Source organism: Sphingopyxis sp. (genome assembly GCF_025869345.1).
Lineage (GTDB): Bacteria > Pseudomonadota > Alphaproteobacteria > Sphingomonadales > Sphingomonadaceae > Sphingopyxis.
The window spans coordinates 24,652-38,001 of sequence record NZ_JAOZVW010000117.1; the positions used below are offsets into that span (position 1 = coordinate 24,652).

A 13,350-nucleotide genomic window follows, 5' to 3' on the forward strand; every position below is an offset into this window, starting at 1 on the left:
TCAGCCGGTCTTCGCCCGCCGACCACGCTTCGGCTGGGGCGCGGCGGCGCGCTCGGCGTGGATGCGGTCGAGCAGGACGCTGGCGGGTTCGTCATCGGGGTCTTGCGGCACCAGTTCTCCGCGGAACGCTTTGGCAAGGATTGCCGCTTCCAGCCGCTCGACCAGACCGCGGGCGCGGGCAGCTTCGGCCTCCATACGGTCGGCGCGGGCAAAGTTGGCGTTGATTTGTGTGAGAGCTCTCGTCTGCTCCAAGAGAGAAGGAACCGGCAGCGAAATGGCTTTCACAATTCCCAAATTGATGTTCGGTTGGACCCCGCCCGCCGCCGCGCGGCGCGTTTCCTCATAGCGGGCCAGCAGGAACATTCGCACCCAATCGGGTTTAATGCGGGCCTCATCAAACGTGTGAAGCACCGCCAATGCTTGGTTGGTTGCAGCCTCGATGCCCAGTGTTGCAACCATTCCCCGCGTCTTTCCTTCGCCGTAGAGTGCGACAAGAAGGGAGCCAGCAGGGAAAATCTTGCAGTTCGTTTCAGCGATAGCTGCATCGGTGATAAACTCGGTCGGCTCAGTAACAAGACCGTGGTTCACCGCCCCACTCGTCACCCAAGGAATTGTGCCGCCATCGTAATAGCGTGCCTCTCCTCGCTTCGGTGTGGAACCAGTCCCCACGCGACAGATTTCTCCAATCTTGGCCGTTTCTCCGCCAGCTGAATCGCGAAATTGCTCCTCTAGTGTTTGGAGACGCAACCTCGCCGCCAGCGCCGGCACCCGGTCTAATTCTGCCCGCACGCGGGCGAGGCGAGCGGTCAGCGCATCCAGCTTTGCGACGATGCGTCGCTGTTCCGCGGGCGGGGGCAGGTCGATGTTGAACGCTTTGACCGCAGGAAAATAGATGGTCGTGTGCGTCGACCCCTCCCCGAACCGGCGTATATCGCTACCTTCGGCCAATAGCGCATTAAGCAGATAGTCTGGATCAATAGCTTCGGAACAACTCCAGGTCACGAAGTCCTGGCTGGTTGTCATCGGACGGCCCATCTTGACAACATAACCCACTGAAGCCGTGCGTGAGAGACAAACGGTATCTTTCGGCAGCATTCGCGCTGCTGAGTTTTCAACGCCAAGGGGCGTGATGTGCTGCGCCGTTTCGTTGATCACCTTGCCGTGGTGCGCACCCGCGTCACGAATTCCGATCCAGCCAATTTCGCCATCCCAATACTCTGGGTGGTGCCGACTTGGAGTGTGCCCTGTGCCGAGGTCTGCGACGTCCGTGAGAACTGCGCGCGCCCAACCTCGCGGCAATGCGTGGCCGGGGTCATTTACTGAGATTGCCGCCCGGCCCCGGATGATGCGGTCAGTCGCTGCGCGCCCACTCATTTATTCGGCCGCCTCCGCCAGTTCGGGTGCATCCGCCTCACCACCCAACTCCCCGACCAGCGCACCGATTTCCTCCAGCGCCAGCTTCAGATGGCCCTCGATCGCAGCGGCGATGTCCTCGGGAGTGTCCAGCCCGTCCTCGGCCTCGTCGCTGGTGTCCTTCAGCCAACGGATATCCAGATTGTCTCCAAGTGCTGCGATTTCCTCGCGGGTGAAGCGGCGGAAGCGCCCTGCCTCTCCGGTGTCCGCGCGCGCAACGCGGCCCAGCGGGTCGTCGCCGAACGCCGCGACGAAATCGTCGAAGTCGGCGGGCTTGAGCGGATTGGTCTTGCCATAGGCGGGCGCGCCCGAACGCATGTCGTAAATCCACACCGCCTCGGTCGCATCGTTGGTCGGCGCTTCCTCGTCGGCGCGGGTGAAGAACAGCACGTTGGTCTTCACGCCCTGCGCATAAAAGATGCCGGTCGGCAGGCGCAGGATGGTGTGCAGGTCGCACCAGCTCATCAGCCGTTGCCGGAGCAGCTTGCCGCGCCCTTCGTCGAATAGCACATTGTCCGGCACCACCACTGCGGCGCGTCCGCCCAGCCGCAGCGCGCGGATGACGTGCTCGACGAAGGGCAGCTGATAGGAGGAGACGCGATCGGTGATCGTCAGGTCGTCACGCGTCGGTGGGCCGCCAGCGGGACCGAAAGGCGGATTGGTGAGAATCAGGTCGGCATTCTTGAACTGCGTTCCGCTGCCCTTGGGCGCGAGTGTGTCGCCCAGATCGAGATGGTCCGGATCGATCTTGTGCAGATGCAGGTTCATCAGCAGCAGGCGGAAGGTGTCGGGCACATTCTCGATCCCGCGGATCGCTTGGCCTAGCTGGAATTTCTGCTGCGCGGGTGAGAGCGCGAAATAATCGTCGGTCGTATCGCGCATGTGGCGATCCGCCGCGATCAGGAAGCCGCCGGTGCCCGCCGCCGGGTCCTGAATCACTTCGCCCGGCTGCGGCTGCATCAGATCGACCATCACGTCGATCAGCACGCGCGGCGTGAAATATTGCCCGGCGCCGCGCTTGGTCTCCTCCGCCATTTTTTGGAGCAGGCCTTCATAGGCGTCGCCGAACGCATCGCGCTCCTCGCTGAACCAGTGGAGTCCGTCGATCGCGTCGATCAGCTTGCGCAGCGTGGCGGGCTCGCGGACGACGGTGGTCGCATTCTGGAAGATGGCGACGACCGAACGGTCGCTGACCTTGTCCGGATTGCCGAGATCGACAAGCGCTTGGCGATAGCGTTGCAGCACCTCCGCCTCGTTGGCCGCGGTAATGGCTCGCCAGCGATATTGCGCCGGAATCCGGCTCTCGTCCTTTTGCTCGGACGCCATTTTCAGGAACAGCAGATAGGTCAGTTCGGTGACGTACTGCTGATAGGTGATGCCGTCCTTGCGCAGCAGCGCGCACAGGCGCCACAGCTTGTTCACGAGATCGCTGGCGGGATTCAACTTGTCACTCCTTATGCGGCGGCGCCGCTATCCCAGATCGCGGCGTTGAGGTCCATCAGCACCTCGCCAAGTTTATGGTCGAACTCCTTGTCGATCACGGCGAACCCGCCATTCTGGGCGAACAACGGGTCGGACAATAACGCCGGATCGCCAACCGGCTGATCCTTCAGCGCGCGGCCGATGCGTTGCAGCCAGCGGCGCTGGCCCTGCGTCCAGTCGCGGCCCACGAGGATCGCCTGCACACCGTTCTCGACGCGCGTCTCATAGGGAACGAGCGGGTCGCCGAGCGCCGCCTGGCGAACGAAGCCGATGATATGCGCCGCGATGTCGGCGTTGCGTGCGGTTCCATAGGCGCGGCGCAGGCGTGCCTCCGAATAGCCCTCGGCATCGAGCAACAGCGCGATCTCCTTGAGCTCGGCGCGGGTCAGGTCGCGTGGGCGCTGCGTCGCGGCGATCAGTGCCGGCACCGCGTTCATGTTCGTCCGGATGAATGTCTCGAACCCCGAGATATAGTCGGCGGGCGAGGCTTTCTCGCCATAATCGTCCTCGACCGAGACCAGCTCGTCGTCATGTTCGGACAGGTAGATCCCGTCGCCCTTGCGCCGGTCCGGCGTGTCGAGCAGCGTCGCGAGCGGCGGGTGTTGGCGAAACAGTGCAATCGTTTCGGTGGGCGAAGCGTCCTTCAGCCGGTCGGGCAATTCGGACAGATTTCCTAGCACCTGCGCCATCGTCTCGCGCTGGTCCTCGCTCAACCGCTTCAGCCGTTGACGTAGCTTGACGACGATCTGGTCTCTGACGATCGCGCGGTCCGCGTCGGTCGGCGCGCGTTCGAGGTCGCGGACCAGATCCGCGAAGCTCAGCGCCGGATCGACGACGACCGGCCGCATGTCGGTGAAGTCCTGCAGATTGGCGTAGATATCGACGGCGTCGAAGATGCGGAACCAGGCCTTAGCGATTTCGTCGCAGCGCCGCGTCGCGCGGCCGATCATCTGGTCGTACAGGATGCGGCTGTTCACGCGGCGGACAAACACCAGGTTGGTGATCGACGGCACATCGATGCCGGTCGTCAGCAGGTCGACCGTCACGACATATTTGGGCCGCGGGTCGTTCTTGAACGCCTTGATCGCGTCGAGCGGCTTATCGACGCTTCCGGTGATTTTCTGGACCATGTCGTGCGGCTGCGGCCCATATTCCTCGTCGAGCGCTTCGCGCAGCGCCTTGACGAGAATGTCGGCATGGTCGTCTCGCGCAGCGAAGAGCAAAGTCTTCCCTGGATGGTCGGGCGGACATTCGGCCGCGACCGCCTGCGCCACGGCCTTGTTAAACGCCTCGGTGTAAACCTTCTTGTTGAAGTCAGCGACTTCGAAATCGACCTGATCCTCCAGGTTGAACAGATCGAGTTGTCCGGTCCGGGGATCGATGATCGAGACTTCCTCGCCCTGCTCAAAGACGATGCCGGTCTGGCTGAGCGCGGTGGTGATACGCCGCGGCGGACGATGATCGATCAGATAACCGTCGATGACGGCCTGGCGGTAACCATAGGAAAAGACCGGCCGGCCGAAGATCTCGCGCGTGTGAAGCGCAGGAGTCGCGGTCAGCGCTACTGTCGTAGCGTCGAAATAATCGAGCACGCGGCGATAGGCTGACAGATAATCGTCGAGGCTGCGAAACTCCAGATCATCCTCGCGAAGCTCGGCATCGAGCGTGTAACCGCGATGCGCTTCGTCGACGATAATCAGGTCGTAGGTGCCGGGCGTGGGCCGCTCGCCGTCGCTCTCGTCGAACAGGCGGCGGACCATCGCCTGCACCGTTGCGACCTGAACCCTCGTCGTCGCTTCGGGAAATTTTGTTGCCAGATCTGCCACCGGAAAGACTTGGTCGAACTTCAGAAACCCGGAAGTGTCCGTCGTCGACATCGCATCGAGCGTCTGACGGCCGAGCGCATTGCGATCGACGAGAAAGAGGATGCGCCGGAATCGCTTCGCGCGAAGGAGTTCGTACATCAGCGCGATCGCAAGCCGCGTTTTGCCAGTGCCGGTCGCCATTGCCAGCAGGATGGCACGCTGTCCCTCATCGATCGCTCCGCTGACCGCCGCGACTGCCTGTTCCTGATACGGCCGCAAACCCGAAACGCCGACTTCGCGCTCGGCCACGGAGGCGATCGGCTCGCCGACTTCTTGCTCAAGCCGCTCGATGAGATCGCGGGGAGAAAACCATTCGGCTAGTGCGCGCGGTGTTTCTTTCGTTCGCGCATTCCAGAACCAAATCCCGGACTTCACTGCGAGCTGTTTTACATAAGGCCGCCCGTTGGTCGCGAATATGAATGGTACGCGAAAGCGTTGGTTGCCATCGACCCACGGGCCGCCCGAGGGCAGCGCGTCGATATCCAAGACGATATCGCGGGCGTAGCGCTGGGCCTGACCCAATCTGCCTGGAACGTCGGTTGTGCCTCGCTTTGCCTCGATCACGCCGACACAGGCGCCGTCGACGAAAAGGGCATAATCGACCGGGCCACTGGTCGTCGGCCATTCGGCAATCGCCATGTTGCGACCGAATTCCGGCCGGACGCCATTGGCGTATCGCATCACTGCACTGTCGGCCTCCCAGCCGGCGTTGCGAAGCTGCTCGTCGATCAGAACCCGCGTCGATTTCTCGTCAAGTTCGATGGCATCGGCTGCCGTCGCCGCCATTGACGCGAGCAAGTCGAGTTGTGCTGGCGCTTCCGCCTCTGCCTGTTTCTGAATGATCGCGAGTTCTTGCTCGGCCGCGGCCGCCTTCGCTTCAGTTTCCGCAGCATATGCTTCCCAGAAGATGCGCTCCTTCTCGCGCTGATCGGCATTTTCCAATGCCTCGCGCCGCGCCGTTTCCGCATCGTTCGCTGCCAGGCGCGCCTCAGCCTCGGCATCAAGGCTCGCACGCACCTGCGCGCGCAAGTCGGCAAGCTCGATTCTCAATTCTTCGGAAACGGCTTGAGAGGAGGCAGGCGGCACAAACGGCCCCGCCCGGAAGCCCGGCTGATTATTGTAAGCCTGATGGAACCAGATGGCGAGATTGCGCGCCAGCTTCAGCGCCGCGAGGGCATCGCTGGGCGTACCCACATCTTCATGGACTGCTTTGTTGCCTTGCCTTCGGAGAAGATGAAAAATGTCCCCGACTTGCTGGGGCAGAATAGAACGTCGGCGCAATTGCGAGAGTATATCGTCCAGCGAGGGCTGCCCGAGAGGCAACAGCGCATGTGTTGCCGCGATTTCTTTCGCAATCATTTCTGCGAACGATCGAAGCTTTGTGAGCGCCGCCGGGGCGTCATCGAAAACATAGCGCTCAGCGAGCGTCGCAAGACGAAATAGGCGATCGTCAGAGGCCTCTAGAAAGGCAAAGTTCGAAGATCCCCCCTCAGTCACTGGAGCATAGTAACGGCTCCAATGTTTCGCTCAAGTTAGCAAATCACCGTGTGCCGAGGCGAAGGGAGAAATCGCTGCCGATCTGGAAGATACATCCCGCTCCGTCAGCCCAGTTTTTTGCAGGGTCGAGTTCTTCCGCTGCGGAGGCCACCTCCAGCTTTCTCCGGTCCCGTTCCTTAGAACCGCCTGGTGCAATGCGCCCGAAGTAGGTCACCAGGACCGTTACGTCGTGCGCCGCGAAGCGGTCACTCGTCATGCACGATCTTGCCCCGCCTCTGCCGTAACCGTCTATCTGCCGTGGAAGGTCAGGTCCAGCGCATCAGCGCCGCGACATCGGCCTCGAGCCGGCTCGCCATTGCCCAGTCGAGCGGCCGGCGATGCGCGAGGGCGTTGCGGACCTTCTTGATATGATAGGCTCTATCGCCGAGCGACCCGTCCTGCTGGTTGAGACAATAGAGGAGTTCGCCCCATTCGAATTCGGCCCGCGGGATCGGTGCGCCGGTATGGCGATCAGGAAGGCTCGCCGGCAGCCGTCGGCCATGCTTCTCGAGAAAATCGGCAAGGGCATTCGCGATCCAGGGAAACATGACCGATACATGCCCGCGCCAGACGCGTTCGCGCAGACGCAGGGGTGCGTTGCGCGCAAGCCAGGTGGCGCAGACCTCGTCGCGCGTCCGCCAGAGAAGCTTTACCTCGGACACGGGTTGGCGGCCGAGCCAGTCGGTAGGATCGAACCGTTCTTGGTCCTTGAGATCGAGCAACTCACCGAGCTGCGCAAGATCGCCGCGCGACACCTCGATAGCCGCGGCATCCGCGCATTCGGCGAGCAGCCCCGCGCGCCGGCGCCGTTCGCCGGTGAACATGATCGCTTCGGCGGGACCGACGAAGCCGCCGTCGTCAAGAAAATCGCAGCCCCCCGGTGCCCCCGCCATGCTCCCGATCAGGACGAGAGCGGGACCTTCGGTGACCTTCGCGCGCATGCGCGCGAAGGTCCCGGCCAGTGTCAACCAAGGACCGGCATCGCGGCCGCGAAGATCGATGACGAAGAGCTTGTAGTCGAGACGCCGCGAAGTGCTACATTCGACAAGGTCGGCGATGCCCGGGGCGCAACGCGCGCCGGCCTCGATCAGCGCCGCCTGCGGCGCGGAGCTGTCGGCATCGACGGTCAGGATTTCGAGACTGACCGTGCCATAGGCCGCGCGGTCGAGCAGGCGTTGGGCGGTGTCGGCCCGCCGGGCGCGAAGGATGAGCGGCCGGCCTTCGGCCGCAGCCTCCAACGCTTCGTCCAGCCTCGCAGCGGCTAGGATGTCGAGAAATCGCCCCGTCACGCAAGGAGTCGCGCGGCGAGCGAATTGAAGGCGCGAACCGCCGTTTCGCCGGAGGTCGGGAGCGTTTCGACGATCCCAAGCGCGTCGAGAAGGCGAAGCCGGGCAGCTCCGGCTGCTTCGTCGACGATCATCGCCCAGTCGGCCATTTCGCTTTCGTTCGCGCCGCCGCCGCCCTGCGCCTTTAGGAGGGCGCGCGCAAATTCGAGCGCTTCGGCGTCGAGACCGAGATCGGCAGCCGTGAAGCTGCCCGCGGCCGCGCTGATCATTTCGATCATGGCATCAGCGCCGCGCTTTCGCACGGCCGGGGTCACAGGGGCGCGTTCGAGGACGTCGAGCCAGCCCCCCGTCGCGGCGCGCAGCGCTGACTGGATCCGCTCGTCCTCCGGAAATTCTTCGCGGCTCATCCAGTGCGCGATTGTCTCGAGACTCAGAGGGCCGATCTGGATCGACAGAAGATCGCGCTCAGGCGGCAAGGCCGCAATTTCGACCGTCGGCGTTCCGCACAGGACGAGCCGCACGGGGCGCTGCGTTTCGCGAAACACGCGGTCGCGTCGCAGCAGCGCCAGCCCGTCGGCCGCCGGCAATTGCCCTTCGACCAAGAGGATGCGCGGGGCCTCGGGCGATGCCTCGCGGCGCTGACGTCCGGCGACCTCGATGATGGTCGCGGCGTCGGCGTCCTTCAGACGGCGCGGACTTGCGAGCGGCACGGCAGGCGATGCGATCAGCTCGTTAATGGCGTCGCCGAGACGATCGAGTCCGGCGGCGGGCGCGGCGCCGATGAGGAAAATACGCGGACCCGCGGGATCGGTGAGATGCTTGACGAGCGCCGCTTCTTGGCGAAGCGCGAGCGGCGACCAGCGCGCTCCCATCCGGCGATGGCTTGACAGCGGATCGGGGCTGCGGGTCGGCGGACGCTCGATCAGCTCCTGCATCCGGCTTTCGATCTCAGTCTTGCCGCCAAGCATCGCGGCGATGCGCTGCGAGCGAAGCGCGTAAAGATCGCCCTTCCGGGCCAGCACGCCCATTTCTTCCATTTCGTCAAGGATCGCAGTGAAGCTTTCGAGCGATTCGGTTTCGGCAAATCCCGCGGGCCACCATTCGCGCGACAGGCGCGAGATTTCGAAGGCGGTGTAGCCGAAGGCCGTCGAAAGGCCCGCGACGCTGTCATCTTGCATCCGGCTCCAGACCGCATAGGTGATGAGCTCGTATCGCTCGTCGAGCTCCAGCGTCTTCTGGAGCTTGCGGACGACACTGGTTCGAAACGTCTGCTGGTTGAAGCAAGCGTCAATGACGTCGCGCTTGATGCGGAACGGCATGGAGACGGGTCCGCTGCTGCGCCCGAGCTGCGCATTCATCGCCGTCACAACCGCCTTGCCGAAGCTTTGCATAAGCGACGGGTAGAAGCCGATCAGCGACAACATGTGGTAGGCGTCGATCTGGTCCTCGAATTCGAAACCGAGTGCCGCCATCGGCGCGATCGCCATCTGCCGCGCCGCGACGCGGTCGCCGCCGAGCAAGGGACCGACATTGACCGGCAGACCGAGATGGAGGAGCGGACTGTTGGGCGCGCGGTAGAAACGCTGGACATTGTGGAGCCCCGCGAAGACGAACTTGATCGCCCGCTGGGTGTCTTCCATCATCGCCTTCATCTGCTCGATGATCGGGAAATTGGCCTTCATTTCGCCGGCGAGGAAAGCATCGGCTTCGTCGAGCATGATCAAGAGATAGCGCCCGGCCTTCTGGAGAACCCAGGCTTTCAGCTGCTCCTGTATGCTCGCGGCCTTGGGAAGAACCATGCCTCGCGCCTGAACTCGGCGCTGGATTTCCTTCCACACATCGTCGGCGCCCTCGGTGTCGCCCACCGGCTTGATGTAGCAATAGAGCGCGACGCGATCGTCATTGCCGTTTTCACGGAGCTCGATCTGCTTGAGAAGCGCCGTCTTGCCGAGCTGACGACCGCCGTAAACGAAGCACGGGCCGCGGGAATCGACGAGTGCGCGCATCTCCGTATCGCGTCCGAAGAAATTCTCGATGGCCGTATCGGAGCTGGTGTCGGAATAGGTGTGCGAGCTGCCATAGGGAATGGCGAGTTCGAAGAACTGCCGGGTGCCCGCGTCGCGGGTCGTCGCGAGAGCGGCGATCGTCATTGTGTCGGCCACCGCTATCGAGCGGGTGCTGCGCCGCGCCTTGCGCTGAAGATCGCGGCGCTGCCGCGCATCGAGGGGATCGGTGAAAAGGATGATCGCCTGCTCGGGGAGCTGGTCGAACGAGCCAATGCAGGCATCGATCTCGCCGGGGGACACAACGATCACCGGATAATGGGCGTCGCGCTCATTGCCGTTTACCCGCTCGCTACCGAAGGTGGCCACGGGACATATTTCGCGGTCACGCAGCGGCAGGGTCGCCATGGAGAACTGGAACCAGCTCTTGTCGCGCTTGGGGTCCTTTGCACGTACCCCGTTGAACCCCAGCGCCGCAAGGACGTCGGCCGCGGCGCTGCCGACCTTCACGAGCGGATCGCCGCGCTTGTCGCGCCGAAGACCAGGGGATGTGGTGCGGCGGAGCATATTCCACGCCTCGAGCAGCCTCGTCGACCGCTCGCGATCGAGGGGTTTCAGCGCGGTAAAATCGAACAGCTCGAGCGTGTCGCCTTCGCGCGCCGCCTTGGGGAGATTGCCGATCGGGACCGATGGCTTGTCGCCCGCGGCCTTCAGAAGTTCGGCAAAGCGGCGGAGCAGTGAGAGCGGCGCGCTTTCCGCCGCATCAGCTATGCCGTGTTTCTCGATCTGGTCGACCTCTTCGGCGAGCGTGCCGAGATCGCCCCGCTCAAGCTGCGCCCGGCAGTCTTCGAGGGGGCCATACAACGTCTCGAGAGCAAGGATACGAACTTCGAGGCTGGCGCGCTGGGGCGCCCGGATTTTCTCCAGACTGCGGGCGATGCGGTCAAGTTCGGCATTGGCGGCGGGAAAGTCCGCTATCGCCCCCGGCTCGCCGATGTCGAGCGGCAGTTCGCCGATCGATAGCTGCTCGAAGCTGGTCATCGCGCCTTCTAGCTCGTCGAGAGCACTGCTGCTGCTCGTCGAGGCGATCTGCAGGTCGTCGAGACTCTGGCGAAGCCGACGTTTGCGCTCCGCCAGCTCCTCTCGCGACCGGACGACGCTCGCGGCGACCCGTGCGACATCTGCCTCGTCATTCCGTGGGTCGAGGCTGGGGAGAAGCCGCTTCGCGCTGCTCGCGGCCCCGAGCCGGAGCGCTTCTTCGAAGGCGGAAGCGATGGTCGGCAGCGCGGGAGAGAAAGCGATCTCGGCCGCGCGCGCCAGATCCTCGACGTCGTTTCCAAGCACCCGGAATGGCCGTCGCGCATTGAGCGGAAAATGGGCAAGCAGCGCGATCTCGCTGTCGAGCGCTACGTCAGGGTAGAGGGGGGCGTAGGCCGTGCCGCGCAGCTGGGCATCGAGGTCGGTCAGCACTGCGTCGAAGGTCGCAATCGCCGCATCGAGCAAAGGCGTGCTGCGGTCCAGACCCTCCAATATCTCGCGCGATTGGGCGATGGCGCCGACGAGCGCTGTTCGGTGGCTGTGATGTGGATCGTCGGTACGACCGATTTCCTCATTGACCGCGATCCACTCACGCAAAAGCTCGGTGGCGCTGCCGATGAGGCCGCGGATCTGCTTGCGTGCGACACCTTCGATCGCATCGCGGCGTATCCCTTTGGCGAGCAGGCTTCGCGCGCCGTCGATGATCGCATCCTCATCCTCGAGGAGCGCGACCTGCGAGCGAACGGCGGACAAGGCATCGCCCTTCCCCGCGAGCGCGAGTTGAAAGGCACGTCCAATGGTCCCTGCCGGACTTACAAGCTCCTGCCACACGGCGGTCGCGGGCTGATAATTAGTTTTGCGGGTCGGCGCCCCGGCGCGCCAGGCGGTGAGCCTGTCCTTGATATCGCTGGCGCGGCGATGCTTTTCTTCCTGATCCGGGGCCGCCGCCAGGTCCGCCATGTGAACGAGGCGGAGCGTCGCGACATTCTGGATGACCCGCCGCAGCGGTTTGAAGGCGGCACCGATCCCGCCGTCGAGGGCATCGATGACCGCCATGGCGGTATCGGATTGCAGCATCGCGGGCCGCATCGCGCCAGCGAGCAGCAAAAGATCAGTCGGCTGACCGTTCGAATTTTTCGCAATAGCGATCACCGCCTCGGCGAGCTCCTGATAGGCGACCCACGGCTTGTTGAAGGCTGTATGGACACCATTGCCGGTCAGCAGGGCTTCGATCACCGGAGCGGGAAGGCTGTCTGGCAGCTCGGCCCCCGACAGCCGGCGGCCGTCCGCGAGATGCACGGCCAATCCATAGCGTTTGCCTTCGAGCGCGGCAGCGATCCATTCTTCCCACCGCGGCAGCTGCGGCTGCGGTTCGTCGGGGGCGTCGGGCTCGTCGCGTGCTGCCGGAGCGGTATCGAAATCGGCTTCGGCGAGCGGCACAGGCTCGGTCAACGGCGTCACCTCCCGGACCGGCTCGGTAGCCGCGCCTTCACAAGGCATGGAATCGGCAAGAGCGTCCTCCACCGTCGCTTCCTCGACATCCGGCCATTCGTCCGAGCCGTCGTCAGCAGGATTTCCCTTGGCGCTATCGGCCGCTACCTCGGCACGCTCCTCTCCATAGCCCGAAGACGCATCGTCCACTTGCGGCGAGGCTCCGGCCTCTCCGTCGCCGGCACCAGCTGCGGCAGCGGCAGCGGCAGCGTCGTCGGGCAACACAGCCGCAAAAAGCGGGAGCTCTTCTTCTACCGCCGCGTCACCAAGTTCGGCGACACAGTCCGTAAGGGCTTGTTCCAGCCGATCGAGCGCGGCATCGCGTTCGCTCTCGGCGCGATCAAATTCCGCGGTGGCGGCATCGCGTTCGGCTTTTCCGGCCATCGCCGCGAGCCGCCAAGCCTCCTGTGCGCGGCCCAACGCCGCATGCGCGCCATCGAGGCTTGCGAGCGTATTTTCCATGCGATCGACCATGTCGATCGTCATGGCATCGACAGGAACGGTTCCGATGCGGGCCGCGATGACGCTGTCGAGGCCGGCAAGCATCGCTTTTACGGCCGCGCGGCGCTCGGCCAACGCGGCGGCATCCTCCTCGGCGCGCGAGGAGGCAGCGAGATGCGCTTCGATGGCTTCGGCAAGCGCACCCGCCCATTCGACCAGTGCCGGCTCGGGATGCGCACGCATCGCCTCGACCGCGGCTGCGAGACGGTCGAGCACCTCGGTCGGCGAGGCGGGACCGGGCCCTTCGGGACGTTCAGGATGATCGTCCGTATCGGCAGCAATCGGGGTGCTGCCGCTTGCCGGAGCGGCGAGGGGGCGACCGGCGCGCTCGTCGAGGAGCCAAGGGAAGTTGGGGAGAAGCGCATCGACCTGCCGCGCGACCTCGCAATCGGGATCGAGACCCGCCAGCATGGTCCGGATTTGAGCCCGCGTGTTGCCGTAGCGGCGGCGGCGGGGAAAGCCGGTCCGGCCGATTAACCACTGGCGAAGCAACGCATCGAGCGACCGCTCGTCGGGTTTCGCCGAGGATCTGCGGATTGCTTCGTCGAGCAGCGGTCCGGTTCCGGCGCGATAATATTCTGCAAGCCAATGATAAAAGGAGTCGTCATCGCGATTGGAGACGGTTTCAATGCCGAGGGCTTTCAGCAGAAGACGCCGGTCGCTATTGGGAAGCGGGTGAAATTCCCGAATAAATTGCCAGTCTATCTCGAACGCCATGGTCCCCCCGAACCCTAT

The 13,350-nt window shown here is 64.0% G+C and carries 6 protein-coding genes; all 6 read right to left on the bottom strand.

The annotated features are described in order from the left end of the window. The 6 genes from OJI97_RS12020 to OJI97_RS12045 are packed head-to-tail and all read right to left on the bottom strand — an operon-like array spanning position 1 to position 13,332. Entirely contained in the window at positions 1 to 1,374 is a 1,374-nt protein-coding gene (locus OJI97_RS12020) for a restriction endonuclease subunit S (protein WP_297663781.1), read from the bottom strand. Next, entirely contained in the window at positions 1,375 to 2,856 is a 1,482-nt protein-coding gene (locus tag OJI97_RS12025) for an N-6 DNA methylase (RefSeq protein ID WP_297663782.1), read from the bottom strand. It lies immediately after the preceding gene. 11 nt (positions 2,857 to 2,867) lie between these two features. Beyond that, the gene (hsdR, locus tag OJI97_RS12030; RefSeq protein ID WP_297663783.1) at positions 2,868 to 6,257 is read right to left on the bottom strand and encodes a type I restriction-modification system endonuclease; all 3,390 of its coding nucleotides are present in this window, start codon (positions 6,255 to 6,257) and stop codon (positions 2,868 to 2,870) included. Between the two features lie 43 nt (positions 6,258 to 6,300). Beyond that, positions 6,301 to 6,513 (bottom strand): hypothetical protein, encoded by a 213-nt coding sequence (locus OJI97_RS12035; RefSeq protein ID WP_297663784.1) that lies wholly within the window; start codon positions 6,511 to 6,513, stop codon positions 6,301 to 6,303. Between the two features lie 49 nt (positions 6,514 to 6,562). After that, positions 6,563 to 7,585: a hypothetical protein gene (locus OJI97_RS12040; protein ID WP_297663785.1), complete on the bottom strand. Its 1,023-nt coding sequence runs from the start codon at positions 7,583 to 7,585 to the stop codon at positions 6,563 to 6,565. Next, entirely contained in the window at positions 7,582 to 13,332 is a 5,751-nt protein-coding gene (locus tag OJI97_RS12045) for an AAA family ATPase (RefSeq protein ID WP_297663786.1), read from the bottom strand. The genes OJI97_RS12040 and OJI97_RS12045 overlap by 4 nt, the downstream gene beginning before the upstream one ends. Between the last annotated feature and the right edge of the window lie 18 nt (positions 13,333 to 13,350).

Bases quoted from the DNA above. Each gene is read 5' to 3' on its own strand.
- OJI97_RS12020 (WP_297663781.1), bottom strand. From the start codon at position 1,374: ATGAGTGGGCGCGCAGCGACTGACCGCATCATCCGGGGCCGGGCGGCA.
- OJI97_RS12045 (WP_297663786.1), bottom strand. From the start codon at position 13,332: ATGGCGTTCGAGATAGACTGGCAATTTATTCGGGAATTTCACCCGCTT.
- OJI97_RS12035 (WP_297663784.1), bottom strand. From the start codon at position 6,513: ATGACGAGTGACCGCTTCGCGGCGCACGACGTAACGGTCCTGGTGACC.